Source organism: Paraburkholderia sp. UYCP14C, from assembly GCF_004197395.1.
Taxonomy (GTDB): domain Bacteria; phylum Pseudomonadota; class Gammaproteobacteria; order Burkholderiales; family Burkholderiaceae; genus Paraburkholderia.
This window is the reverse complement of sequence record NZ_SELS01000065.1, coordinates 1-26,140: the sequence shown is the minus strand read 5'-3', so window position 1 is coordinate 26,140 and position 26,140 is coordinate 1. Positions and strand designations below refer to the sequence as shown.

Annotated in this window: 17 protein-coding genes and 1 pseudogene; 3 read left to right on the top strand and 15 right to left on the bottom strand. The window is 56.5% G+C overall.

The features are described from left to right. Nucleotides 1–140 precede the first annotated feature (140 nt). Nucleotides 141–1,091 carry a GDP-L-fucose synthase gene (locus EVC45_RS36585; RefSeq protein WP_129963000.1) on the top strand — a complete coding sequence of 317 codons (951 nt, stop codon included), beginning with the start codon at nt 141–143 and terminating at the stop codon, nt 1,089–1,091. A gap of 191 nt (nt 1,092–1,282) precedes the next feature. Here the strand turns inward: EVC45_RS36585 and EVC45_RS36580 are convergent, their stop codons facing one another. From EVC45_RS36580 to EVC45_RS36530, 11 genes are all read right to left on the bottom strand, one after another. Continuing rightward, complete coding sequence (locus tag EVC45_RS36580; protein ID WP_129962999.1) at nt 1,283–2,449, bottom strand: glycosyltransferase; 1,167 nt, start codon at nt 2,447–2,449, stop codon at nt 1,283–1,285. Next, nucleotides 2,434–3,813, bottom strand: coding sequence for a hypothetical protein (locus EVC45_RS36575; RefSeq protein ID WP_129962998.1), 1,380 nt, complete (start codon nt 3,811–3,813; stop codon nt 2,434–2,436). Before EVC45_RS36575 ends, EVC45_RS36580 begins: the two co-directional genes overlap by 16 nt. Nucleotides 3,814–3,858: 45 nt before the next feature. Beyond that, complete coding sequence (gene gmd / locus EVC45_RS36570; protein WP_129962997.1) at nt 3,859–4,977, bottom strand: GDP-mannose 4,6-dehydratase; 1,119 nt, start codon at nt 4,975–4,977, stop codon at nt 3,859–3,861. Nucleotides 4,978–5,032: 55 nt separating this feature from the next. Beyond that, nucleotides 5,033–7,291 carry a polysaccharide biosynthesis tyrosine autokinase gene (locus EVC45_RS36565; RefSeq protein WP_129962996.1) on the bottom strand — a complete coding sequence of 753 codons (2,259 nt, stop codon included), beginning with the start codon at nt 7,289–7,291 and terminating at the stop codon, nt 5,033–5,035. 509 nt (nt 7,292–7,800) lie between these two features. Further along, complete coding sequence (locus tag EVC45_RS36560) at nt 7,801–9,798, bottom strand: hypothetical protein (protein ID WP_129962995.1); 1,998 nt, start codon at nt 9,796–9,798, stop codon at nt 7,801–7,803. 99 nt (nt 9,799–9,897) lie between these two features. After that, a complete protein-coding gene (locus EVC45_RS36555) occupies nt 9,898–11,325 on the bottom strand; it encodes a lipopolysaccharide biosynthesis protein (protein WP_129962994.1) in 1,428 nt (475 codons plus the stop codon). 811 nt (nt 11,326–12,136) lie between these two features. Further along, the gene (locus EVC45_RS36550) at nt 12,137–13,306 is read right to left on the bottom strand and encodes a glycosyltransferase (RefSeq protein ID WP_129962993.1); all 1,170 of its coding nucleotides are present in this window, start codon (nt 13,304–13,306) and stop codon (nt 12,137–12,139) included. A 50-nt stretch (nt 13,307–13,356) separates the two neighbouring features. Continuing rightward, entirely contained in the window at nt 13,357–14,226 is an 870-nt protein-coding gene (locus tag EVC45_RS36545) for a glycosyltransferase family 2 protein (protein ID WP_129962992.1), read from the bottom strand. After that, the gene (locus tag EVC45_RS36540; RefSeq protein WP_306770834.1) at nt 14,189–14,938 is read right to left on the bottom strand and encodes a putative colanic acid biosynthesis acetyltransferase; all 750 of its coding nucleotides are present in this window, start codon (nt 14,936–14,938) and stop codon (nt 14,189–14,191) included. The genes EVC45_RS36545 and EVC45_RS36540 overlap by 38 nt, the downstream gene beginning before the upstream one ends. Next, complete coding sequence (locus tag EVC45_RS36535) at nt 14,895–16,445, bottom strand: GMC oxidoreductase (RefSeq protein ID WP_129962991.1); 1,551 nt, start codon at nt 16,443–16,445, stop codon at nt 14,895–14,897. Before EVC45_RS36535 ends, EVC45_RS36540 begins: the two co-directional genes overlap by 44 nt. Further along, complete coding sequence (locus tag EVC45_RS36530) at nt 16,438–17,250, bottom strand: aldo/keto reductase (RefSeq protein ID WP_168991603.1); 813 nt, start codon at nt 17,248–17,250, stop codon at nt 16,438–16,440. The genes EVC45_RS36535 and EVC45_RS36530 overlap by 8 nt, the downstream gene beginning before the upstream one ends. A gap of 798 nt (nt 17,251–18,048) precedes the next feature. Here EVC45_RS36530 and EVC45_RS36525 point away from each other — a divergent pair. Then, entirely contained in the window at nt 18,049–19,302 is a 1,254-nt protein-coding gene (locus EVC45_RS36525; RefSeq protein WP_129962989.1) for a glycosyltransferase WbuB, read from the top strand. Between the two features lie 49 nt (nt 19,303–19,351). Here the strand turns inward: EVC45_RS36525 and EVC45_RS36520 are convergent, their stop codons facing one another. Both EVC45_RS36520 and EVC45_RS36515 read right to left on the bottom strand, forming a co-directional pair. Next, nucleotides 19,352–20,284 (bottom strand): GlxA family transcriptional regulator, encoded by a 933-nt coding sequence (locus EVC45_RS36520; protein ID WP_248295402.1) that lies wholly within the window; start codon nt 20,282–20,284, stop codon nt 19,352–19,354. A gap of 1,007 nt (nt 20,285–21,291) precedes the next feature. Continuing rightward, nucleotides 21,292–22,269 (bottom strand): helix-turn-helix domain-containing protein, encoded by a 978-nt coding sequence (locus EVC45_RS36515; RefSeq protein ID WP_129962987.1) that lies wholly within the window; start codon nt 22,267–22,269, stop codon nt 21,292–21,294. A gap of 589 nt (nt 22,270–22,858) precedes the next feature. Here EVC45_RS36515 and EVC45_RS36510 point away from each other — a divergent pair. After that, a pseudogene (locus EVC45_RS36510) lies at nt 22,859–23,055 on the top strand (ISKra4 family transposase); the annotation flags it as partial. Between the two features lie 963 nt (nt 23,056–24,018). On the opposite strand, the gene EVC45_RS36505 reads toward EVC45_RS36510, so the two are convergent. Beyond that, a complete protein-coding gene (locus EVC45_RS36505) occupies nt 24,019–24,963 on the bottom strand; it encodes a transposase family protein (protein ID WP_248295401.1) in 945 nt (314 codons plus the stop codon). 63 nt (nt 24,964–25,026) lie between these two features. Beyond that, complete coding sequence (locus tag EVC45_RS36500; RefSeq protein WP_248295400.1) at nt 25,027–25,362, bottom strand: hypothetical protein; 336 nt, start codon at nt 25,360–25,362, stop codon at nt 25,027–25,029. Between the last annotated feature and the right edge of the window lie 778 nt (nt 25,363–26,140).

Here is a 26,140-nt window from a genome sequence, read left to right as displayed (position 1 = left end):
TTGGCACCGTCCGCCACGACCTTGAATGGTCGATCTGCATTGCTAATCTGATCACATCGCACGTCGTAGCCCGTTGAATCCAGTGGCGGTGGCAACTCACGTTCCGACCGACGCGTCTCTCTCGACTATTGGCCACTCACATGAACAAAAACTCTCGCATCTATGTCGCCGGACATAAGGGTATGGTCGGCTCGGCTCTCCTACGGCGCCTTGCCAGTTCTGGATACCACCACCTGATCACGGCCTCGAGGCAGTCGCTCGACTTGCTGGATCAGCGCGCCGTGATGGATTTCTTCGTCCAGGAGCATATAGATGTCGTCCTCCTGGCCGCAGCCAAAGTCGGTGGAATTCAGGCCAATTGGACTCAACCCGCTTCGTTTCTCTATGAGAACCTCGTCATCGAAACCAATGTCATCCATGCCGCATTCAAGAGTCACACGCAGAAGCTCGTCTTCTTCGGTTCATCGTGTATCTATCCCAAGGTTTGTCCTCAGCCTATAAAAGAGGATTATCTGCTCACGAGCGCTTTCGAACAAACCAACGAAGCCTACGCGATCTCAAAAGTCGCGGGCCACAAACTTTGTGAAGCGTACAACAGACAATACGGAACGCGCTTCATATCGGTGATGCCGACGAATCTCTATGGTCCGAACGACAACTATGATCTGCAGGGCGGGCACGTGCTGGCCGCGCTCATCCGCAAGGCGCACGAGGCAAAGCTGAACGGACTCCAATCACTCACCGTTTGGGGATCAGGATTGCCGAGACGGGAATTCCTTCATGTGGACGATTTGGCGTCCGCGGTACTCGCTCTGCTGAGCAACGACCTGGTCGAAGGCGTGTTCAATGTCGGATATGGAAAGGACATAGCGATTGCCGACCTCGCGCGACTGGTTTGCGATGTCGTCGGTTTTTCTGGATCGCTGCGATTCGACTCATCGAAGCCGGATGGGACGCCGCGAAAGTTGCTCGACGTATCGAAGCTCGCCGCTCTGGGGTGGGCGCCCACGATTACCCTCAGGGAAGGCATCGCCTCAACCTACGCCGACTTTGAGAATAACGTGCAACGTACCGGGCTCGCTAGCGCCTGACGCATTCGAGCGGTGTCCGCGTTTTGGACCCGATGATACGGGGTTTGATGTGCTGCGATATCACGACGCTGGATTCCGTCATCGAACATTGATAGATATTCGCATCGTCGCATTTCGCCTCGTGCAAGAGGTCGCTTTTTTGAAAGTCCTCCCTGCAGTCCGATTAGCTCGGCCTGATCAAAGGCTTCAGCCTAGTCCTTGATCCGGCTGCTCAAAGCCCCGGATATTGACCTTTCTAGCCCGTTTCGCGTCAGAAGTTGGGCAGCTGCGTTCATTGCCCGTTCAATGCTCGTGCGCTTACGGCGATACGTCTGCTCCGCGTTTGCCAACGCGTCGGCGATCGACCTTGCATCCGCGGAAACAAAGCATATGGCCGCGTGAATCTCTCCCATGCTCATCGGGGGAAGTTCGGTGGAAATGACCAATCTTCCCGACGCGACATATTCGACAACCTTGAAAGGAAACACCCCATTACCCATTTTCTCTATTGAAGCATGCGGGTTCACCAGCACATCACAGTAGGAGATCAATTCGAACAATACTCTATCGTCCACCCGACCGTGGAAGTGCACCGGATACCCTTCAGCGCGCAGTCTTACGAACTCGCATGCCAGCGGACCCGCTCCGCAGACGTGAAACATGAAGCGGCCGCCGGAATTCCGGATCAGGTCGAGAACCACGTCAGCACCCTTCTCGACGCTCAGGCCACCGAAATAGCCAACCATCGTTCTAGCATCTGCCGTTCGCGAGAATGGAGGCCGTTGTCCACAAACTTCAATGAGATCGTCCGACACCACGCCCGGACACAACACTACGGGACACCCGCTGCGTTGATGTTCGCGTGTCGATAAGTGATCGTTAACCGCAAGACATAACGATGGAGCGGGTAAGACGTATCGCCATGCGATGAAGTCGAGCAGCGGCTTCGGATGCCAGCGGCGTCGAGAAAGCAACCAATCTTCGAACTGGAGGATCAGATGCGCACCAAACCGACGCGTCAGAACGCGCGCGAGCATCGACTCGAACGCGTATGCGTTATAGACCCACACGGTTTCCGGCTTGCCAACCTTTGCTATCTCATCGCTCAGAGCCGAGACTTCGAAGAGGTTCAGCATTTTACCAATGGGTCTTACGGGATAGCAGCGAAGCGAAATCTCCCGAATGTGCTGCGTGCCGATGACAGAATCCCGCACTTGTCTACGTGACCATCGCGCGTCTATGTGGCCCGTATTGATCAACAGAACATCCTTCGAAAGTTTCGACGCCAACGCCAGAAAGAACTCCACCTTGCGTGCGGCGCCCAGGTTGACGTTCGCCCCACGATTGGAGGCGCTGTATGGCGCTATGAAAACAAGCATTTCTGCTCCAGGTCGGCGATTCCTGCTTCGGTACGACGAGAGCTCGCGCTACGAGATCGACGCCTCGACAGGTACGCGCCCAAAGAGCGCCAGTATATGTCCCCAAAGCAGAGCATCAGAGTCGTCACCAGTGGATACTGCTCGAATAGGTTGACATCCATACAGGCTGCAATCGTGATCCCAATGAACAGCACATATCGTACTGACTGACGCCTCGAATGACGCGGACGGATGCGCCAGATAAACGCAGTCGCACCCGTCATGAAAATTAGCATGCCTATTATTCCGATTTGAAACTGCATCGTCACGAAGGCGTTATCAATGATCGTATTGAACCGATATTGCTCCGGGTCGATGCCCGCACGATCAAGGAGCATGACCGCTGTGTTCGTGCCGACGCCGAGGCCTCTTCCCAGGAAGAGTTCTGCTGGAGCTGCCTCTGAGAGCTGCTCCGCTATCTTCCCCAGGTTGGATAGACGGCCGCCTTCGTCAAGTTGATCAGTCAGTACATCGCCGCGGCCGACCGCTTCGACCATGTGAGAATAGCCAACGAGCGCGAGGCAGATAGCAATCGGCAGCGCCGTCACCACCAGCAACATCCGGTCAGTGCGGCTCAGCCGTCCCCCAAGTGTTTCCCAAACTACTACGCCGACGATCGCCGCGATACTGAGCATAGCGAATCGCGTGCCCGAAGAGATAGCAATCACGACCGCGACGGAAAGCAGTATAAGCCTATAAAGCGGCCGCGCGCGGTCTAGAACGAGCACCATGCTCGCAAGCGAAATCGCATACATGCCTGCTAGCGCCGCGTTACTGAACAAGCCCGTGTACCGATCCTGCGTAAATAGAACTTCCCGAACTTGTCCGAGTTGTATCCATTGCCGCAGGACAACGTAAAAGTCTAGTGCGCCAAGCGCGAGCAACGCGAGCACAAGGGCCGTTTGTCCCCGCTTATCGGCCGGCAGGAAACTCGCAAACACGAATAAGCCGAATGACGCATGAACCAGCAGAACCCAGCGCAATCCTGCAGCCAGAAAGAACAACGGTGTCCAACCTGCGATGAACGGTACAACTCCCACCGACATGATGCAAAGAATCCACGTAAAGAACATCAGAATAACCGCACGTATTCTCCCCGGAAAGCGATTCAAACCGAGCGCAAAAGGCCATCCGACTCCGATCAAGGCGATGCTCGCGTCCTTCGCGTACTTGACAGCACCCGCCTCATCCATAGCGGCCGAGTTCAGGTTCCAGACGTTTATCGCGCCGGTGCCGAGCGCGCCAAGCGCCTGATCCGCGTATTGTGCCAAGGCTGCCGCGAAGAGCGCAAAGACAACGAGTGAAAATACGAGACGCGACGACATTTGACACGCTCCTGGGTTGCATGCCGACTCGGCCAATCTTCGTCCTTACTCGTGATGCTCTAACGCCCTGTAGCCCGCCAGGGTGATCAGCGCATCGCGCTTGGCGATCTGATAGTCGGACAACACCATTTCCCGGACAAGAGCGTTGAACGTGACGGTCGGCGACCAACCCAGCTTTGTGTGGGCTTTCGACGGATCGCCGAGCAAAGTTTCGACCTCCGTCGGTCTAAAGTAGCGAGGGTCCACTCGCACGATGACCGTCCCGGGCGTGACGCGGCATTCCCGGCTGCCCACACTTTCGACGATCCCGACTTCATCGACTCCGCTTCCGTCAAACCGAAGTTTGATGCCGAGCTCCGACGCGGCCTGCTGAACGAATTCGCGCACGCTGTATTGCGTTCCAGATGCAATGACAAAATCTTCCGGCTCCTCCTGTTGCAACATGAGCCATTGCATTTGAACGTAGTCGCGCGCGTGTCCCCAGTCGCGTTTCGCCGATAAATTGCCAATGTAAAGGCAATCCTGCGAACCGATTGCGATACGCGCGAGAGCGCGCGTGATTTTGCGCGTGACGAAGGTCTCGCCCCGAACGGGTGATTCGTGATTGAACAGAATGCCGTTGCAAGCGTATATGCCATATGCCTCGCGATAGTTGACCGTGATCCAGTATGCGTACATCTTGGCCACGGCATAGGGACTGCGCGGATAAAACGGCGTGCCTTCCCGTTGCGGCACTTCCTGAACCAGTCCGAACAACTCCGATGTCGACGCCTGATAGAACCGGGCCGTCTTCTCAAAACCCAGAATTCGCACCGCTTCGAGTATGCGTAGCGCACCCAGCCCGTCCGCGTTCGCCGTGTACTCAGGCTCTTCAAAAGAAACCGCAACATGGCTTTGCGCGGCGAGGTTATAGATCTCGTCTGGTTGCACCCGCTGAATAATTCGCAAGATGCTCGAGGAATCGGTCAGGTCACCGTGATGCAGATGAAAGCGGCGCTGCGATACATGGTCGTCCTCGTATAAATGGTCGATACGATCCGTATTGAACAGCGATGTTCGCCGCTTGACGCCATGAACTTCATATCCCTTGTCAAGCAGGAATTGAGCAAGATAAGAGCCATCCTGTCCTGTGATACCGGTGACCAATGCAACCTTATTCGACATCGTCCGTCCTCCTTGTTTTGATACTTTGCTGCGCCTCATACATCCTGCGATTTATTCAGGGGATCCTGACATTGGTCTCGCCGCCGCTTCTGCCGTATATGCCCGATGTGCCGTATGCCGAACCGTATCCCGAGCCGTATCGCGCCTTGTCGAGCGGTACATCGGTGAACAGTGTTCCGGCGACGTGTACGCCGCCATTCTGCAAGCGGCTAAGCGCTTCATACACTTCGCCCACGGGCTGCCGGCCGTGCCGAACGACAAGCAGCGTTGTACCGGCCTGCCGGCCGATCAGTGTTGCGTCAGTGACAGCAAGCACTGGCGGCGTATCGACAACGACTACGTCATATCGTCGCGATGCAACATCGAGTATCTCGCCCAGCCGGCCACTCGTGAGCAGATCTGCGGCGTTCGGCGACTCGCCCCCACGCGAGATCAGGTCGACGCCATCCATGACATCGCGGATGACCACGTCGTCAAGCGCCGCACCTTTTAGCAATTCAGTCAAGCCGGGGCCGCCAGCCGGGTTGAAGGACATGTGCATGTCGCCCATGCGCATGTCGGCATCGATCAGGAGCACTTTCTTCCCCCCTGTCGCCAGCACAGCCGCAAGGTTGGCCGCGAGAAACGACTTTCCCACCCCGGGACGGGAACTCGTGATCATCACGACATTCTTCCCGAGTTCGGATCCGATGGATTGCAACGCTGTTCGCAGGCTTCGCACGCCTTCGACCGCGACATCCCCCGGCCATACCGCAGCGAGCACATGTATTCCTGGAGCCTTGCGGCGCATTGCCTCCTGCAAACGAACTTGCCGTTCGCTGTGCGGCACGACAGCGCAAACGGGTATTCCAAGAGCTTCCTCGATCTCGGCGCTTCGTTCTATTCCACCCGACAACGCCTTGCGAAGAAACGCGGTGACGACTCCCATTACAAGCCCAAGAACGGCAGACAACGACAATAGCACCTGCCAGTTGGGCTTAGACGACCTCTCGGGCGGAACCGCGAGATCGACTATGCGCACGTTGCCGACGTTGCCTGCCTTGATGACGCGCAGCTGTTGCGCGCTGTTCAGGAGATTCGTATACAGCTCTGTGTCGACCTGAACGTTACGCATTAGGCGTACTGCGGTTTGCTCCATATCCGGCAAACTGGCAACGCGCTGGTTCAGCGCTTCGCGGTCTTGTTGCAATCGGGCGATCTTCGAGTCCACCGCCGTAAGCTGCGGGTAGCCCTCTCTGTAATGCTGAGAGATGTCGTCGCGCTGCTGCAAGAGTCCGCGCATGGCCGTATCGAGATCGACTTCCTGTTGCAGCAAGAGCCGGCTTTCCACACTCAGATCGACGGTACCCTTGCTATTACGAAAAGCGTTGTACCGATCCTCTGCTTGCTGTAACTCGTCCCGCAGCTTTGGCAATTGACTCTCGAGGAAGAGAAGCGAGTGTTCGGCCTCCGACGAGCGTCTTGCGAGATCCTGAGCGAGATACTCCTGAGCAATCGTATTGACGATGTCCGCAGTGCGCACCGGGTCGGGTCCTTCCAGGGCAATACCGACCATGCCCGTTTGCGCCTTTCTTTCTGAAATGACCAAAGCATCTATCAGCGCGAGGATCGCGGCCTCTATCGAACTCGTCTTCAGCGTAAATTCACCGCCGGGAGACGCGGACAACTTATTCACGAGAAGATGGAGCTTGCCGTCGGCGAAAGGCACCACCAGCTCCTGCCCGACTGCTCCTGTTCCGAGCGCCTTACCATCAGGCGAAATCAATTTGAAGTACGGAGCCCGGCCCGCCTTTACGACGAATTTTTGGCCGACTGCAGCATGAGGAACATCGAATTTCGATACTTCGATCGACTCGTCGCTCCAGGCGAACTGGCGCAATCCAAACAGGGGCTTCGTGCTGGGGGATCCGCTGCGAAGTCCCGCAATCCAACGGCCAATAAGCGGGAAGTACCGCGGCTGCGCCGTCGTTTGGAGATTCAGTTGTCGCACCGTCTCGCCGACCACCAGGCGTGAGCGAATGAGTTCGATCTCGGCGTCTGCACTGGCTTTCACCTTCGAATCGAATATCGAGGCAAGCCGGCCCATCGCTTCGGCATCGGAAGAACTGGACGTGGGTGTGCCAATCTGTATGAGTGCATCGGCCCGGTACAAGGTCGGATGCATCATCCCGTATATCGATCCCAACGCGAGAACGCTGAGCGCAATCATGCCGATTAGACGCCAGCTCTCGCCGATCGTACGAAGGTAATCCGATATGGAAACCTCATCGCTCTGCAGCGGATCGTCGCGCGTGATCTGTTTCATCGAGGCCATGGTTTCGCGGATAGCGTGTTTGCGACCGCCAGCGGGATAACGCCAGGGGCAACCGGTTGTGGGAGCGACGACGCGTTGACCGCGCGTCCATTTAGACAGGTACTCTGCTACCGCTTCAATGACCGAAATTCGAGGATGCGGAACATTTGTTGCCGTAGTCCATTTTAGATAAGCCTATTTGATGCGCTTCGTCGAGACCGAAATCACCAAGATGTTGTCGGGCGGGATAGGACAGTCGACAAGAAATGATCGACTGGCCAGTAGCATGCTGCGGCGAGCCTTTTCCGGCGCTCCGATATGCCGTTATGAATAGCACGCTGACCGTCGTGTGTGAAACGCCTTGCTCATATGATTATCCTTCCGCTCGGCGCAGCGATTCAGAAGAACTCATGCGAGAACGCAGTCCTCGGGAAAGCGAATCATCAAGGCGTTCGACAGGCGAGCCGCCACCGATCCGCACAAACGCGCGAGATCCTCAACGAGACGATACGGGACCCTTGATACGGGGGCTAAGTCTCGAACGGCCGGTTCCCAATCATTGCGACGTGGTATGCGCCAGGGACAATAGCTTGCAGTTGCAGCATGCTCCGCAGACTTACGGCAAAGCGCAGGACATCGCTTCCCGACACGAGCGTTCCAACTAGGGCGCCCTTGCGATCACGCGAGAGCTGCAGCAGATAGAGGCCGGACGACGCGCTCTCGAGGCGCTTCGCATCGCGTGACGCTAATACAAGCAGCACATGCACTTCTTCGTCCTTCGGCAAGGATATCTCGGTGTCGAAACTGCCGCCATCGAAATGCACGCTGTAGAGACCCAATCCTCCGATCCGATGCTTGACACCATCCAATGCACGAAGCGCTCCTCGGCGTATCGTCACATCGTCGGTGAAAGTCGTGGCAGGCAGGGTGTAGCGAGGATCCGGTTCTTTGAAAGCACAGTCCGATGACTGTATGGCTCCGACAGGACCATCAGTTCGAACGACCGAAACTCCGAAGGACTGTTGGATGTTGACACCGGAAACGCAGGAGGAGACGTCGAGTTCTCCTATGAACGCCGGAACGAGGACACCATGACCAAGGTAAGGATCGTCCCATCCGGCGCCAACGGCACCGGTTCGCTTGCGATGGTCGCGATAGCCTACGCGTTCCATATAAACGCCGTTGAAGACAGCTGACTGACACGCATCAACCAGCACCGCTGGGCGCGGCGAGTAAGCGTGCGTTATTTGCATGAACACGTTACTATTTGAAGGTCGCGCATAGCGCGCCATGACGCGTATGCAGAATCCGCAAATGCCCCGATACGGATACGCCCTCGCCTGTGACGTAGGATTATTCTGCGCGCTGAGTCTGCGCTCGCTGTTGATTGACTTGAAGAAGGTGGCATCGAACCATTGATCGATATTGCGCTCATCGTCGCCATAGACGCGATCAAAGATGTTGCGTACGTTGATGATGGTGCACTTGTCCGCAAAGCCGCCTCGTTCGTTGTAGTCGTCGTTGCGATCGACCCATTGACCTCCGACAAGAACAGGCACACCCGTGCGCTGCGCCTCGATATTACTGAACGTGCACTGTTCCAGCACCGCGGCATAGATACCCACCCCGCAGCCGATAAAGTGAAGTCTGTCAAAGATGCAGCCTGCGAGCGTCGCGGACAGGGCCCCGAAAGCCATGAAGCAATCCACGAAAGTCAGATTCTCTAGCCCTGCCTCCGTTACCGTGTCGGATTCATCGAGCAAGCCGAAGGTGACCGGCTGCGACGAGTCCGCCATGCCGTAGCGATATTTGCCCTTCACCACGGCGTTGCGCCCACATAGTTTGACCCCTGGCCACACGCCGACGCAATAAGGCTGTCGCATCCGAGGTTCAGACGGGAGTCTCTTGCCTTTTCCCTCCTTCACCGTGCCATCGTCGTGACACGAGATGGCCAGCGTTCCGCGCGCGGCTGCAAGGTAGTACGTGCCGTTATCGAGCACGACGCGCTGAGTCCTGCCCGTCGATGCATAGAGCGATCCTGCGAATGCGAGGGCGCGATTGAGCGCGTCGCCGTCATCCGTCGTGCCGTCTCCGCGTGCGCCGAACCATCGGGCATGGATGTCGCCTTCGAATACTCGCTTCCAGCGCTTTCCGCTCTTCGAAACCAGCACTGTACCGCCATTGTCAGCGCTCAAAAGGTCGGTAGGATCGAGCCAATAGTACGCCGCGTCGGAATCTCGATCGCCTGCGGGGTGCTGAAAAACGAGCAGTCTCGTTAGCGGTCCGCCGTAGTCCCGCAAGCTGGCGTAGCCCTGAATCGGACCTCGTGCAAGGACAAATTCAGCAAGGTGACGAACTTCGGTGTATGTGAGCGAAGACCTGGTTACTATCAGCCTGTCGTCCGGCGACAAGTCGCTCACGGGCTGCATCGAGGTCGAAGCGCTCTGCGTGTGCGACGACTGCAGTCTCGATGTCTGCCCCTGCGCCACTGGTCCAGATGCGCCAGACAAGCTGAAGCAGGCTGCCATGATTTTCCTCAAGGCCCGACGTCTGTTTTTGAGCGCCTCACCTGCCAACTGCAATTTTTCCCGAAAGTCGGCCATAATTTCAGAAGCTGATTGCGTGAGTTACGAGAGCGGTTCTAGCGACGCGTGCGCAAGGATCTGCTTCCTGCAGAGGCCGATATAGACGCCATAGTCGGCGATGATGCTTGAAATGATGGTTGACCAGACCACCCATTCCACGGTGCCGAACTTCATAAGGAGACATACCTTGAGCGGAATGGACACCACGCTAAAGACCAGCACGGCAAGCAACTGGGGCCGCAATTCGCTCATTCCATTCAGAAAGATTGTGAAAGCGTTTCCCATTGCTTCAACCACAACCAGCACCGCCACCGCGCACAGCAAAGAGACAGGTACATCCACGTGATTGCCAGTCCAAACCTTCAAAAGCCAGGGAGAAGCCGCCAGGATCAGCACGCTTGTCAGCAGCGCGGTGCCGCCCGTGACGCCCATGGACACCTTCAGCGTGTGCCTGATGAACACCTTCTCACCGCGGGAGTGGGCGTCGGCATAGAGACCCCACAGCGGCCCCGACAGCATGGCCATCCCTACGGTGATCGCCTGGAACAGGCGCTGCGCAACGGCCAGTCTCGCCACTTCCTTCGCGCCAAGAATATTTGAAACGATAAGCGGGTCGCATGCGCTGCCGCATATCATGCCAAGCTGAAGGATCAGGAACATGCCGCTCGTCCGCAGGAGCACCCGACAGTCTTGCAACCCTGCTCCCGGCCAAAGGCCGCGATGAACCCGAAAAATCTGCTCACGTCGAAGACGCCAAACGAGAATCAAGGTCGTACCGACCTGCATGCCGTATGTAGAGAGGACGAGATACGGCAATGGTGCGCGATGGCGATTGCAGAGATAAAGAAGCGGCAGCGAGAAAAAATATCCGATCGCAGCAACGATATGAGGTTCCCATGCTCGCTGAAGACCATGAAAGACCTTTCTCACGCCGCTTAGTGGGATGTTCACGCAAAACAGCCCGATGAAAACCATGGTCGACGCCAGCGCTTCTCTAGTAACGTCTGCCGATTCGATCTTGAACAGCCTTTGGAAGTCCAACGACCTCACGGCACCAACGAGCACGGCCCCAGCGGCCGCGCCGATCACGACAAGGAGTAGTACGCCGCGAGTGACTATCGTCTGCAGTTTCTCTTGATCGTCGCTCGTTTTCGCGTCCGCAACCAGGTTGACGAGGCCATTTGCCACACCAAGGTCAAGCACCGACAACATCACAGCGAGGCTTGATATTGTCATCCAGATGCCAAAGCGCTCCTGGCCGAGATACGGAAGCGTCAAAGAGACCGAGAGCAGCACTACGGCAAAGCCCATCGTGGCACTCACCGCATTGCATGCGGCCGAACGCGCGGCACGCACATAGCGATCCCTGTCGCGCCCTTCCGATGCCCCGATACCAAACGGCAAGCGACGAAAACAGAGCCGCAGTATGGAAACCGGTCCGCGCACGAGAAAATGATCTGCAAGCCGCATTGGAGCGCTTGATCCTCTGAGGCTGCTCTTCCGCGAATGAGATGGCTCGGGAAAGGGCAGCAACGGTTGAGCGTAAAATCGCGCCGACGAACTCGACTTCCGGCGACAGCCATCCGCCCTATACGCATTCTTGAGCATAGCGGCGCACTTTAGCGTCAGGGAAAGTGACATTCACCGGAATGACGTCTGCGTCCGGAGCGAGTCGTTCATCCGACTATTGATCAGATTTTGGACACCTCAATGTAAGCCTATCGTTGAGTGGGATCGGATGGCGTAAAATAAATCGTGCGTTTTTTAGGGAAAAATCTGTGGAGCCCCCGTGGACTGAGCATAGCGGTGAGGAAGCTCATCCTGTCCGCCACTGACCGAATTCAGCAAGGTGTTGGCCGATTTGCGGCTCTTATTCGATCATCTACGTCCGCATCCCTATCGTTCACAGCGACACATGGTCAAACGAAAAACAGGAACGTTCGCATAAGTGCCACGCACCGACAGAAACGCGGCCTCATCGATACTCTCAACGGCCGCGACATCACGATTTGGAGCACTTGGCCACCTTTTTTTGAATACCGTCGGCATCAGCGCGGCATTGCGCTTCGAAGCACTCGGGTCTGACGGCATCCTGAGAGAGTTGCCGAGGTCTCGACCCAATAGAAGCCGGGTTGGCGCCTCGATAGATTGGGGGACGGACATCGAGTTGACATGCCGCCCATATCTGGAGCGAGTGTCCGGGACGATATCCAACCCGTCGAGTGCGGGGAAATATTTAAGGTTCACTTGAAGACGGTCGTGAAAAGGCGCGGCCATCCTGTTAAAGCAGAGAAGCTTGCCCTATCTGTTTGCTCACCAATGCGATATAGCTCTGCGCGACTCTGGAGATATGAAATCGATTGTTGAAACACTGTTTTGCCGAACATCGCATCGCAACCTTCTCGTCCTCCGCCAGCTTTATCCATTGCGTCAGAAGGCGGGTGATACCCTCTCGCGTGTCGTCGTCCACGAACCCGGCACGATCGGCAACGATCTCCTGCCAGATTCCGACCTTGTCCGTTAAGAGCACCGGCACCCCACACGCTAGTGCTTCGGCCACCACCACGCCGAAGTTTTCCTGATGCGAGGGCAAAACCATGACGTCGGCAGCCCGCAGCAGGGACCACTTATGCGCCCCCGTTACCATGCCAGGCCAGCTAATGCGATCCGCAATGCCGAGCCGCACTGCCTCACGACGCAATCTCGCCCCGAGTCCGTGATCGTCGGGGCCTGCGACCACGAGGCGATAGTCGGCGCTCAAGTTCCCAAGATCGTGAAACGAACGGATTAGCAAGTCGCAACCCTTCTTCTCGTGAATTCGGCCGAGAAAGAGGATGACTTTCTTGCCCGGTTTCGCTGGCGAATCCCGCTCTGCAATGTCAACCGTTTCCGTCGAAGGAGGTGGTGCTGTGCCAATCATCATCATCACCTCCGTCGCCCTGTACAGCGGAAAGGCCAGGCGCGCCAGTTCGCGCTCGCTCTCGGTGGTGAAGAGAACCCCCTTCGCATTGCTGATGACATGACGCTCCACAAACATCCAATAGGCTAGCTTTTTGGCGTGTTTCAACGGGCGGCCGATGTTGAACCATGGATCGAGCATGCCGTGCGGCATCACGAAGTAGGGAATCCTTTTCGGAAGAAGCGAGATAACGGCCGCCGCACTGTGGAACTGCCATATGCCGTCTACGATAATTGCATCGTACTGTTTCGCATGCTGTGCCAACCACCCAACAAGCCTGAAGTTGAGCATGTATTTGCCAGCGTGGTGGCCTAGCCTGACAACGAGATCGAAAGCGTTGTCGTCCGATTTGTCTGCATCAATAGTTGAGTCAAGACAGACAATGTCGACAGTGTGTCCGGAAAGCCGGAGCTCTGCCGCGAGCCGTTTGAGCGCCTCGGCAGGACCACCATATCTTCGCTCGATTGACGAGATAATGTGAAGCGTTCTCAAGGTATGATCTCCGGCTGACACTGAAGTTCATCATACTGCGCATCCGCGGCTCAATTCTTCACTTCTTCACCTAACGTAGAGCCACCAACTTTCATTCTCGCCGCTCTCATCTTCTCCCTGACTTTCAGAACGATGAAATACTCATAGACCGACTGCAGCGTCGCGTAGACCAAGCCGGGATGTCCATCGAGGAAACCGCGGCGAACGAAGTAAAGTAAAACGAACTTGGTCAGCGGGCGGCACGGCAGTTCGTAGAAGAGGCGCTTTTGATGATAGCGGCGAGTCTGGAAATCGCTCGCCAACAGCGCCTTGGATAGGCTGAACTTGTTGCCGCTGGCCTTGTTGCGAAGGAATTGATCTGCTTCCAGCGAACTGTAAGCGTTATGGCGCGAGAGCCAGTGCGATATGCCCTTACTGAAAGGGAAGTGATCGAGATAGCCGTTGAGGCGGCCAGTCTCACCATCGACCACGGTGACTGGATTGACGAGCCGTTCATAGTGGATATGCTGGGGTCTGAAAAGCCGAACGAAGTACGGTGACGCCTGCACGTGCCTGAGCCACCGGTCATTGAAGAAGTCACGGCGTCTAATCCGAAACGCCACGGCATCGCCGGGGTTGCAGACCGCCTTTTCGATCTCCGGCACGAGCAACGGCGGAACGCGCTCGTCGGCATCGAGGTATAGGACCCATTCATGTTTGAATGGAATATTCTTCAATCCCCAGTTCTGGTGAGTGGACCAGTCGTCGAATGGTCTAGAGATCACATTCGCGCGTACCGAGCGAGCGTACGCGACGGTCCCGTCCGTGCTGAGCGAATCAAGTACATGGATGTCGTCGGACCATCCGATGACGGATTCAAGACAACCAGGTAAATCCTGCTCTTCATTTCTCGTCAACACCAGTACAGACACTTTGCTCATTGGTCTCTCCGTGCTTGACTCTAATAGATATCTTTCTTGCTGGCATACCGGCATAGACAGTCCATTCGTCCAGCAGACTCCTGGTTACCACTGATCGCGCGCCGATAACCGCTCCCGGCGCGATTTGAATGCCAGGGCAAACGAAGACCTCAGAGCACACCCACGCGTCGGATCCCACAATAATCGGCTTTGCCGTTAGCTGAAATGTCGGATCGTTGTAGTCGTGACTTCCTGTACAGAGCTGCGCGCCCTGCGATACCGTGCAACGCTCACCCAACGTGATGCGTTCGATGGAATACAGGTTCACTCCATTGGCAACGCCTGTAAAATCGCCAATCGAAAGATTCCATGGCGCCCAGATGCGCACACGCGGATAGACGTGAACACCTGCGCCTATCGTCGCTCCGAATAACTGCAGTATCCAGCGACGCCACGCATGAAAGACACGTGGCGTCGGCACGAAAAAGACGATATAGGTGACGCCCCAAAGAACCCTGAGAAATCTGTTCGATAACGAAAACGAAGGTCCTTGTCTCGAATTCACGCCTTTCAGGATCATGCTCGAACGGAAGCCTCCCCGGTTGATTGCATCTTTAGGCATAGAATCCTCTCTCAGCTGACCATCGTAGTGTCCAACACGGCTCAACGCCTGCGTGTGGCGGAAAGCATCAAGCTTTTGTCGAGGTGCTTCGGGCGGCATGCTGATTGACACATCGCATCGCCAGCAGCAGGAGCATCATGGTCGGATTCGCCCCGCCTCCCGTTGGCAAGACGGACGTGGCAAGCAACTGGACATTCGCGACACCGAAGAGGTTGAGGTTTTTGTCGACCACACCATCGGCGGGACTCGCCCCCATGCGAGTCGAACCCGTCGGATGGAAGATCCCTTCTGCGTTATCGATGTTAGCCCAGATTTTCTGCGGCTCGATCGACTTCCATACGCCAAGCGAGGCAAATTTGCTCGTTTTCCAGGTTCTTTTAAAGAGTTCCGATGTCGCGATTACGTTTTCTTTGTCTTCCCTGGTCAACGTCCAGTTGATCTCCGCGAGCGGCAAGCCGAAGCGGTCGCAGCACGTATCGCTGAGAGTGATACGATTCCTGCGAGATGGAAGTTGCTCAACCACCGCATGGACAATCAGGCGCGAGTGGGCCGGAAACAGCAGACGTTTGTTGACGAGCCGCCACCACACGGCGCGCGCAAGCCAAGGAGTGTTCGCTATCAAATCCAGGATCATTCGTGGCGACGGTGACTTACGACGCTGCGCATTCCGAAGCATCTCTCGTAGCACATCAAAGCCACCTGGCTTCTCAACCTTGAACCCGATGTGGCAGAAACTTGGCGGCAGATGCCGTCGCGCCGACGCTCGCGGCGCTAGCTCGAAACGAATATTGCGCATCGAACCGGCGGCGCCGAATCGAAAGCCGACGATCTTATTTAGCAACGCGCTTTCGGAGGCGACGATCTCCGCTACTTCTGCGGAAATATGATCCGTGAAGTTATGACCGAGCGCAGACGTAAGCGCGGAGACGGCTCCATTGTTCTGACGGTCGATTAGCAATGCCAGACGGGTCGTTTCGATCGCGCCGGCGGCGACGATGAGTTTCCTCCCCGAAATAGCAAGCCTGTCATCATTTTGCGATACCGCTTCCAGTCGCACGCCTTCAGCGAGAGTTTTGATTTTAACGACATGGGCGTTCAACCAGACCTGAAGGTTGGCTGCCGCGGCGACGTCAGCGTCCAACAACGCCGCTACATTACGCTTGCGGAATTCCGGCCACTTGGCGAGACGATTGACATGGGTTTCCCCAAGCTCGAACGGAAAGGAGACGTCGAAATACGGGCCGGGTTCCAGGGAGAATAGCCGTTCGACGTCACCGATAAACGGGGTTAGTTCATCGAGTGAGATCGGCCAGTGGGCGTTGCAGAGATCAGAGTCCTGGAATGGAATGAGGGCACCACCCCATCGCATCGACGTACCGCCTAAGCATCGGTAACGTCCGTGCGAGGCGCCCTTGTAGAACATCCCCCGCTGGACAACTTCATTGAGTGGATGGGTGTCCTCTTCCTGGCGCAATCCGCCGCTTTCCAGGCAGATGACGGTTGCGCCTGTCTTCCGCGCCAGTAGTACGCCGATCGGTAGGCCGACGGTTCCGGCGCCGATGACGATGAAGTCGGCTTCCCGTGAAATCGCTCCCTGCCCGTCCAGGTCCTTAAGCATCGGTCGTCTCCTCCACGAGCCGGGTATATTGCTGCAGGCGTGCCAACTGCTTCGTGCTCACGATGATTGCGCCGTTCGCGTTGCGAAGCAGTGCCCGACGCAGAACCTCAGTCACGGACAGCGGCGATCCCTCCTTGCGGGACGCGGAGACATACCCGTAAGTGATCTGGAACGGCTTGCGGTAGCAGGTCAGAACATCAGCCTCGCGCCCAGTGAGACTGTCGTGGACCTGAATGAAACGGGTTAGTTCAGAGCCGGCAGCGAGGAACGGTTCGACCTGATCCGTGGTTAGTGCGAGGCCGAAAGTACGGACCGTTCCGTCGCGTAGGAGACTCTCGAGCCATTTCAACCATTCATCAGTATTGAGCAGGGAAAGTTCCGGTTCGTGCAGCGCGTAGATGTCAATTGAGTCTCGCTTCAGACGACGCAAACTGCCCTCAAGGGTTCTCTTCGCTCGGGCGACTGAGAAATCCACCGTTGGCCTCGAGATGGCCTTGATGAATCGCCCTGTCGACTTGCGAACAAAAACAGCTGCCCCGCTTTGCTCCTCGCCGCCGGGCGGATAGATACCGACTTTGGTGGTGACAGTGACTTCCGGTCGCGCTTTGAGAACGTGCCCGAGGTCGCGCTCGGCCAAGCCAAAGCCATAGTAGGGGGCCGTGTCAAAATGGGTGAACCCGGCGTCCACTGCAGAGAATAGTAGCTGGCGCCTTGCCTTTTCGGAACCACTGTTGAAAAGACTGGCGGTGCCGAATATGAATCTCGAGAGTACGATGGGAGTTCCGGTCAACTTAACGCTTTGCACAATTAGCTCCCGCTAGGTACTCGTCAAGCCCACGCCTTGACCTAAGTGACGAGAACGTTCAATCGAAAGTATGTCGCGCATCGCCCGTCATCGACGACACGAGCACCTTTCTCATTGCGGCCCATTCTGCCAATGATCTTCCTTAGGAAGGCGACGAGATGGTTGGCCAGTGCAGCAGGCAAGCGATGCAGCGCTGCTGTTGAGGCGTCTTCCGTCTGACCTCTGCTCCGTTAAATTCGACACGACTAGCGGCAAGTCGGACAAAAATTCGGTCTCTGAAGAGCTTACGCGGTCAGTCTCGATCTAAATCACACGTCAAAAGCATTTATGGAAGATTCAAGCGCCGAATACACGAAGTCGATCCCAGCGACGATCGTGTTTATCCGATCACATGTGTGACGACCTTGAAACTCGCCGACGTGAAAGGAATATAAGCGCCGCACCTTGACGCCTCCGGTCGGGACGGAAATTGGCAAGAAGTTGTCGGCTTTCGCCCACCGCGACCGGGAAGGAACCGGCTCCAGGGCCCCAGCGCACACTCCCCACACGACTTCCGATCATATGTCCCGGCTTGTGAAGCCTCTCCAGGCGAGGCACGACCAGCATTTGTCCGACCGGGCAATGAGATATCTGCGATCTTCGAATCGCGAAGGCGAACGCGCAGCTTTGACACAACGCTAATTCGAGCGCGAGTGCGAGCAAGCCACGGATAGATAGCTTTCCTCCGAGCGCATGGGTCTTACATTCCCGTGCCCGACGCAGACTTGATCTTCTTATTCCTACAACGTGGATAGCTCCATGAAAGTGCTGATGATCTCGCTCAACTATGCCCCAGAGGTGACAGGGGTGGGAAAGTACTCCGCAGAGCTTGCTGAGTGGCTCGCATTACAGGGGCACACGATACGCGTGATCACGGCGTCTCCTTACTATCCCGAGTGGCGCATCAAGGCTGGCTATAACCCGTTGACGTACTCGACCGAGCAAATGAACAACGTTTCCGTCATACGCGTTCCCTTCTGGTGCCCCAAGCGTCCGTCGGGTCTGAAGCGCGTGCTACATTTGATGAGCTTCGCGGTCTTCGCGAGTCCAGCCGCTCTTTGGCAGATCGCGTGGCGTCCGCACGCCGTGTGGCTCGTAGAGCCGCCTTTGTTCGCGTCTCCCGTCGCGTTGTTCGCCGCCCACTTCGCCAGTGCCTCATGTTGGCTTCATGTACAGGACTACGAAGTCGACGCAGCGTTTCGACTAGGCATCCTGAAAGGCCGTGTCGCAAGGAAGCTGGCTTTGCGCGTGGAAAGATGGCTGATGTCACGCGCCGACGTCGTCTCGACACCCTCCGCAGCAATGACACGGCTTGCCGTGCAGAAGGGGGTCTCCTCGGAAAAGGCTTTTACCTTTCCCAACTGGGTCGATATCCAACACGCGCATCCAAATAGTGCGGACAACCCCTATCGCGCACAACTCACCATCGGCCCCGGAGTGCTGGTCGTCCTCTACTCAGGCAATCTTGGACTGAAGCAAGGTCTGGAAATCATTGTGGACGCTGCAAGGCTTCTCGCGTGGCGCGCGGACATCATGTTCCTGATCTGCGGCGCTGGACCAGCAAAGGATGTCCTGCTCGAAAAGGCCCGTGACATACCGAACGTCAAGTTTCTCGGGCTGCAACCTAAAGAGCAGTTCAATGAATTGCTATCGCTTGCGGACATACACGTCCTTCCGCAGCTTGCGGGTGCCGCGGATCTCGTCATGCCTTCGAAGCTTGGTCCAATGCTGTCGAGCGGGCGACCGGTCATTGCGACTGCGAATGAAGGTACCGAGTTATGGAGCGTCGTCAAGTCGGTCGGCATCGCGGTCGAGCCCGGCTCTTTCACGGCATTGTCACATGCGATTCTTCGTCTCGCCGACGATCCGTCGCTTCGTGAGCGCCTTGGCGCCTGCGGACGAAAATACGCCGCATCCAATTTCTCGAAAGAAACGATTCTTCATCAGTTTGAGGCGCGGCTCCGTAGCTCGGTTCTCGGCAAACGAGACCTCGGAGACCGCGCTACGACGTAAAGCCGCTTCGACTACACAAGTCACAGAGCCGTCCGACGCTCTCCGTAGGTCAACTCTTTCGTCGACTCCGCGTCCGGAACTCAGTAGGCGACATCGAAAGCTCTTTACGGAAAAGCTTCGACAGTCTCTCTCCGTTGCTAAGACCGGCTCTACGAGCGATCTTATCCACTGGAAGATCGCTATTGGCGAGCAGCTTGCAAGTAAGATCGAGCCGCGCCCCAAGAAGGTACTTTGAAGGCGTAACACCGATCTCCCGCTTGAAAAGACGCAAGAAATTGCGTTCACTCATCGAAGATGTGCGCGCTGCATCTCCCACTGATATGGGCTTCGCGCAGTTCTGCACAAGCCAACGCGCCGACGCCCGTGCTTTATCGGCGAGCGTCTCTGCATCCATCTCTTCGAACGCCGAGGCGAGCGTACGCCCGCCCTCCGAGCCGAGACGGTCCGCCACGCGCGCGGCCACGTCCGTTCCTAGATCCATCTTGACCAGTGCGAGCGAGCTCATCAAAGCCTGGTCGCGATCATGCTCTGCGGCGCTCGCGGATGACGATCGGAGACGAATATCATGCTTCATCGAAGGCCAATCGCACCGCGCCACGCCGGCAGCCGACAAAGCCATGTGCCCATTCCCGATCGCGGTGACACTGGCGCCTCTCGCAGAAACCAGTCGCAAGAGATCAATGAGGTTGTCGTCGACGCAGGCGCGCGTGACACCACTTCCGCTGGGAATGAAGAGGGTGTCGAGACGATCGAAGTCACGCGTGGAGAAACGCTCCGTCCAAACCATCATCGATGATGAGCACGACACCGCTCCACCACGAGTCGAGATAAGGTTCACGTGATATCTGACCGAATGATTCGAACTTTTAGATTGCAATTCGTTAGCGACATGCAGAGCCTCTGCGAGCGTACCTGCATCCAGCAACGAAAATCCGTCATACAAAATAATCGCCACGTGCTTCACGATTGTCGAACGCTGCACAGACCGAGTGTCCTGTCTTGGACAATCAATTGATGCTAGCGCGTCAGATGAGGTTGACGTCATGGAGCCTCCGATTCGACGTAAATGTCCTTCCGTACGAAAGATGGCGGTTGGATCAGAAAACAGGCAAATATCAGGGGCTTGCGTTTCCACACTTCGTTCAAAATCACATCGAGGGCAAAGCTTTGCCGCTGGCGGCTCGGCACGTAGCCGCCAGTTTTCGCGCAAAAGGTACGCTTATCTGCTCCCGATCTCTCTGCCGATCCGGGATCAAATGGCAGCATCTCCTAAGCAAGCTTTATGCACGACCACAATTTGAAGGGGGAATAAGCGCTTTCAGGAGTCAGGCTCTCACTCTCTAAGCCTATGTAAGAGAGCGTGCCGAATTCGGTCACTGTTGTCGTTGATTCCGCCAAATCTGACCTGTGAATGCAGTGGCTCCGAGAATCAGTTAATGAATTAAGATTTTCTTTACCGGATTAAGCCAAAAACTTGGCGGAACCAGACGGCCGGTACGTTTTTGCATTATCGCGGTTCGAAAAATTGATCTAAATTGGTGGAAACGCTTTCGTATGCGCCACCATGGTGCTTGAATCCCTAAAATAGTTAGAGACGGGCCGCCATTGAATCAGGATTCAGACGGCATTCGCCAGATCCATCTGCGCAGCAAATGACAAGATGCGCCGTTAAGTACGGACGGCGTATGTATGTTGAGCCTCGACGTATGATCGATACATGCCACGAGAATTCAGACCGGTGTGACTCCGACGCATTTCGCAGAACGATGGGTTCTGCGGTCCCCTTCGGGTTCGGCCGGGAGTGTTTGTACCGATACCACGCGCCGCGGGCATTCACGCAGGATGCGCGATTGACGAGCAGAGTACAGACACAACGACACACTGCCAACGCACAGCGACTGCGCGCCGAACCGGTAATGTGAGTTGATCTGCTCTTATTCGTTGTAAAGCGACGTGCCGGGACCGCCAGGCATGAAGTAGTTCGGGGCGTTACAGAACTTCTCGAGATCGATTGAGCCGATAGTGTGTCGGCGTAATTGACAGATGCTTCTTAAAAAGCTTTGCGAGTTGTCGTCCACTGCCAATCCCGCAACGACGCGCAATCTTGTCGACCGGGAGTTGCGACTCGATCAGCATCCGGCAACTGAGCTTAAGTCTCGCGTTCTGCAGATAGTCCGACGGTGTCACACCCATTTCTGCCTTGAAGCGACGCAGGAAGTTGCGCTCGCTCATGGCGGCTACGTCCGCCGCCAATTCGATCGAAATGGGGCGATCGACGTTTTCGTCGAGCCAGCGGGCAGAAGCCATGATCTTGTCGCTCACGCGTTGGAAAGACGGCGCCCGAGCGGCCGCGTCATCTGAGTGCGCCACGGTCCAGACGGGAAGCGGACGAGTCACATAGCAAATCGTTTGCGTACTGAGATCTTCCTTGACGATCTGGAGTGCCGTTTGAATCGGAGCAGTTGGGATTTCCGACTGTTCGTCATCAATGGCCCCCCCGCCGCGCCGGCTTCTTGGGGGTAAATCGGAGCGACTCGACAGCGGGATCGCATCCAGAATCAGCTTGCCTTCAGAAATCGGACACACGATAGCGCTAATGGGATAACGGCTGCGTATCCAATCGGACAGGCGCTCGTCACGCGCCGCCCGCATGGCACCGGCGCCTCCGGCAATAAACAGCAAGATCGTCGAATTCGGTGCACGGTCGACACCGATCTGTTCAGTCCACACGCTTACGGCCGATGAGCTGATAATTGCCCCTCCTGAGGAGGACAGAAGCGAAACGGCGTAGCGAAGTTCCCCATTAGCTCGAGTCCCTGTCAATTCGTTGGCACTCTGAAAGATTTCGACGATCGCGGCGACCTTTGGTAATGAAAACCCATCGAATAGAACGATTTCCACAGCCGTAATAGCACTCGCCGCAGACAGGTGAACTGAGGCGCGCCCTTCATAACTTGTTGGATTCACTCTAACTCTCCAGACAGCCAGGCATGGTTGGCTACGCGCGGTCCGGGTCTACTCCTATCGCCTTGTTGATTAAAGCACCCTCGAAGAAGTCGCAATTGCCGACTTATGCCATTGCGGCCGGCATGTTTGTTCATCCATACGCTAGACGATCATTTGTTAGTTGTCGAGCATACTTTCCTAGCTAAACCGAAAGGTTTCCTAGAAGCTATCCGTCAATGCCCAATGGCGTCTGCGAATGCGTTCTCTTTCATTGCCTCGGTGCCGGCAGCTCAGAGAGCCCTTCTGGTGGCGCATCCCACGATCTTCCAGACAAATCGACCGAGCAAGTTTCGCAGGCGGACAGAAGCTGACCGAATGATGCGAAATTACCGGGTAATCCCCGAGACCTAACGGTAGATTTTTCAGCAGTGCTACAACAGGGCACCAAATGCGACCTGTCGACTAACGAGGGTGTCGTGAAACTATTTGATTCCGGCCAAACGGGGCCACCGCCCATCGCAAAGCTTCGTCGATCGAGTGGGATGCCCTTATTTGCCCTTGCGTTGCATCTGTGCACTCCACTGCACTACACGCCACATGCGTGGCACCGCGGCGTGGCGAGCCGATCACCTCGAGCTTCGTCGAATCGGCGGTCAACCAGATGTTCAGCAACCGCTTAGTGCAAAGCGGCGGTAGATGGCATGGAGACCGGCTCATGCGCAGGGCCTTCTGCAGGTGAGGACAGCCGTCCTTATTGAGCAGTTGCGATCACGCCTCGAGCGACGGTATCCGATGCTCGCGGGCAGCAGATGTGGAGTTCAGCAATTGATGTCTCGATTTCGTTTGTGCAGCGAGATCGACCTCGCGAAACGCGTGAGGTCCGCAAAGGCAGGCATTGCCTTTCGTAGCACACGACCGCTTAAGAAGACGGTGAACCCACCCTATTTGTCGACAGCATTCGCAATCTTTAACGCTTTTACCGAATTTTTCCGGGAGGCGGGGTTTGTGTACTGCGTAAGATCGTCCACGCTTCAGGCGCAGCACTTCAAACGTTGAGAAACCATGAGTCAAAAAAGGCGAGTCGCGCCCGGATTCGATCGGGCCACGACTCGCCGGCTGCGATCAAGGGTGTTGCCTTTGCCGCTGCGGTGCGCTGTCGTACTTGTGGAGCATCTTTAACAGCCTTCTCCTCTCATGCTCGTAGCGGCAGTGTTACGGCAGCGTCTAGTTTTGTCGCCAACGATAACTGTCCGATCGTTAACCATAGAAATGTATGGTCAGCCTGATTTTTGCAACCGAGACCAGTGACCTAAGATAGAAAGGCTTGCGCAAATGTATCCGGGCTCGTAAAGGGCGCGGATCGCGCCCGGCCCTCGATGAGAAGCCGCGCCCTGCCGCGCGTCAAACAAGATGAGAGCCGTGTTGCCTCACGGGAAGATGTTACTCCAGGCTAATTGTCGTTTTCCGATTGTTTTGCGATGAAGGCTGGCGCTGCGTAGCGGCACCAGCCTTCATCGCATCGGCGTCGCCCAGTATCCGGGTCACCAGCTCTCGTGCGCGGTTCGATCTCCATGCTTTCACGCGGCGCTGCAGGGTAGCTGGGCACTGGAATCCATCGCGGGTGCCAGCGCGACGAGGCGCTCGTGCAGTTTCCTTGCTGTAATTCCGGGCTCGGATTCGAGCCATTGCTGGATCGTCGGCCATGTGTGCTCGAACGGATCTTGCCGGCTGCGCCACGTGTGGGGCACGCCGGCCTTTTGCTGGTGGGTCTCACCTCGCCGTCCTGCCACGCTGTTCCGAGGCTGACCAGGAATTCCGCCAGGGCAACGCGGTCAGGTGTCTTTGTCTCGGCCGGCGGGGTGCCGCATTCACTGCAGGTCGCAACGTGCTGCTGTGCTTACGCATCCTGGACAAAAGATCCAGCGGGTCGACCGCCCTGAATCGAGTTCGCAGTTTCCGTTTGGTTGCCTCCGGCACTGAGACCGATCGCAGGACGCGTTCGAGCGGCGTCAAGGGTGATTCATAGTGCTTCGTCACCTTCGCGCCGTGACGGGTCTTGGATTTCAGCTTGAACGACGGCTGGAGGAAGTTGATGTAGAGCCGCGAGACCTTGTAAAGGGAGGCAAAGATTTCCGTGGCCTCCAGACCTTGCAGCCTTCCGTAGCCGACCAGGCGGCGAACGATAGCGCCATTCTTCTGCTCGACCCACGCCTGGTCGTTCTTCTTGTATGCACGCGATCGCGTAAGCTCGATACCCGTCGCTTTGCAGAAGTCGAACACCGTCTCGTTCATGAAGGCGCTATCGTTGTCGCAATCCAGACCGCGCAGGGGAAACGGCAACGCACGGCGGACCTGCTCGATATGCTCCAGAACGAATGCGCCGCTGCGGAATGGCATGGCCAGGCATTCGGGCCATCCCGTCGCGATATCAGTCATCACAAGCGTGTGCACAAGCTCGCTGTCGACCTTGCCGTCACCACGATGATGCACGAAATCGATCTCGAAATAACCGGGCAGCGGATCGTTCCAGTCCGAGAAGGTCCGGATCGGCACGGCACGGCGAATAGCACTGCCGACTCCGCTGGCGCGTCGGTGTTGGCCACCGAAAGCCTGCTCGCGCACATCGTGCAGCAGTCGGTCAATGGTGGCGGCGCTGATCTGCTTGAGCCGCTGGTGTACGCCCTTCGATAGTGACAGGTGACCATGCCTTGTCATCGACTCGATCAGCGTCGGGATCAGCGCTTTCAGCCGCTTGCCGCAGATCCGGTCAGCGGCCTCTCAAAGGATGCTCAGCGCGGCGCGCACCTCATCGTCATAGCGTGGCTGCGGGCCGGGCTTTACCTTTGGCGGCCGCAACTCCCGGCAGCACACGGATCGCGTGCTCCCGTACTTGACGGAGCCAACACTAAAATCGACGCCCTTCTTCCTTGCATGTTCAACGATTTCTTCCAGCGTATATCCCTTCTTCCTCACAGCACCGATCACCAGACGCATCTCTTTCATCGCATCGGCAATAGAGAGGCGCTGCTCGGCCTCTGGCTTGACCGGCAGTGATTCCAGAGAGCGGACAAGCTCATCCCATTGCGCCCGGGTATAGCTCTTCGCAACTGGCATGGCTCGCTCCGTCGTGCTCTATTCATCCCATCTTGTTCACTCAGGAAGACGCCGTCAACACCTGTTTTTTGCTGGATTTTCGCTATCGGGACATCATGGAATTGACGGATCGCGCTGGAATAAAAGAAATATTTTGAACGCGTCTGCCACAAGCAACAGACCGGGCCGATGTTCAGAAAACGTAGCGAAGGGATTCTGGGCAGACCTTACGACGGCGGAGGCGTAGAACGATCACAGGCAACGGGCTGAATCGCTCTGGCCATCAGGATGCGCACAATGGAACTGCGAGTCGACAAAGACACGATATTCTCGCGGACCATATCCCTTGTACTGCGAACTACCGATAGCCGTGCCTGCATGCCTTCGGAAAAGAACCCGCAGATTCTGATAGTCAACAGCCACCCGGAGCTGAATCGCCGTTGCCGATCAAGCACATGCGATTACCGACTCCAGTACGCCACCCCCGCAGACATCTGTCATTCAGGTAGCCGCAGTGGACCGGATCACTAAACAGAAATCGCCCTGCCAGGAACTTCGCCCTGTTCGATCGACGTCCCAGACCACGCGATACGGTGCACGGTCGAGCAAAGGAAGACCAGCGGACTCACGGGGTACCCCCTGCAAACGGATCTGACCTCCTTACGGAATTTTCCGGCCGAGCTTCCTGAAAGCGTTTAGCCGGCAGGCTAAAAAACGATATGAAAACGAGGTATGGAATATCAGGGACTTTCGAGTCGGTAGTGGTACGCGCAAACTGGCGCGCACAACGGCGCGCAAC

Bases quoted from the DNA above. Each gene is read 5' to 3' on its own strand.
- EVC45_RS36585 (WP_129963000.1), top strand. From the start codon at position 141: ATGAACAAAAACTCTCGCATCTATGTCGCCGGACATAAGGGTATGGTC.
- EVC45_RS36580 (WP_129962999.1), bottom strand. From the start codon at position 2,449: ATGCTTGTTTTCATAGCGCCATACAGCGCCTCCAATCGTGGGGCGAAC.
- EVC45_RS36575 (WP_129962998.1), bottom strand. From the start codon at position 3,813: ATGTCGTCGCGTCTCGTATTTTCACTCGTTGTCTTTGCGCTCTTCGCG.
- gmd (WP_129962997.1), bottom strand. From the start codon at position 4,977: ATGTCGAATAAGGTTGCATTGGTCACCGGTATCACAGGACAGGATGGC.
- EVC45_RS36565 (WP_129962996.1), bottom strand. From the start codon at position 7,291: ATGGCCTCGATGAAACAGATCACGCGCGACGATCCGCTGCAGAGCGAT.
- EVC45_RS36560 (WP_129962995.1), bottom strand. From the start codon at position 9,798: ATGGCAGCCTGCTTCAGCTTGTCTGGCGCATCTGGACCAGTGGCGCAG.
- EVC45_RS36555 (WP_129962994.1), bottom strand. From the start codon at position 11,325: ATGCGGCTTGCAGATCATTTTCTCGTGCGCGGACCGGTTTCCATACTG.
- EVC45_RS36545 (WP_129962992.1), bottom strand. From the start codon at position 14,226: ATGAGCAAAGTGTCTGTACTGGTGTTGACGAGAAATGAAGAGCAGGAT.
- EVC45_RS36535 (WP_129962991.1), bottom strand. From the start codon at position 16,445: ATGCTTAAGGACCTGGACGGGCAGGGAGCGATTTCACGGGAAGCCGAC.
- EVC45_RS36525 (WP_129962989.1), top strand. From the start codon at position 18,049: ATGAAAGTGCTGATGATCTCGCTCAACTATGCCCCAGAGGTGACAGGG.
- EVC45_RS36505 (WP_248295401.1), bottom strand. From the start codon at position 24,963: ATGACAAGGCATGGTCACCTGTCACTATCGAAGGGCGTACACCAGCGG.
- EVC45_RS36500 (WP_248295400.1), bottom strand. From the start codon at position 25,362: ATGCCAGTTGCGAAGAGCTATACCCGGGCGCAATGGGATGAGCTTGTC.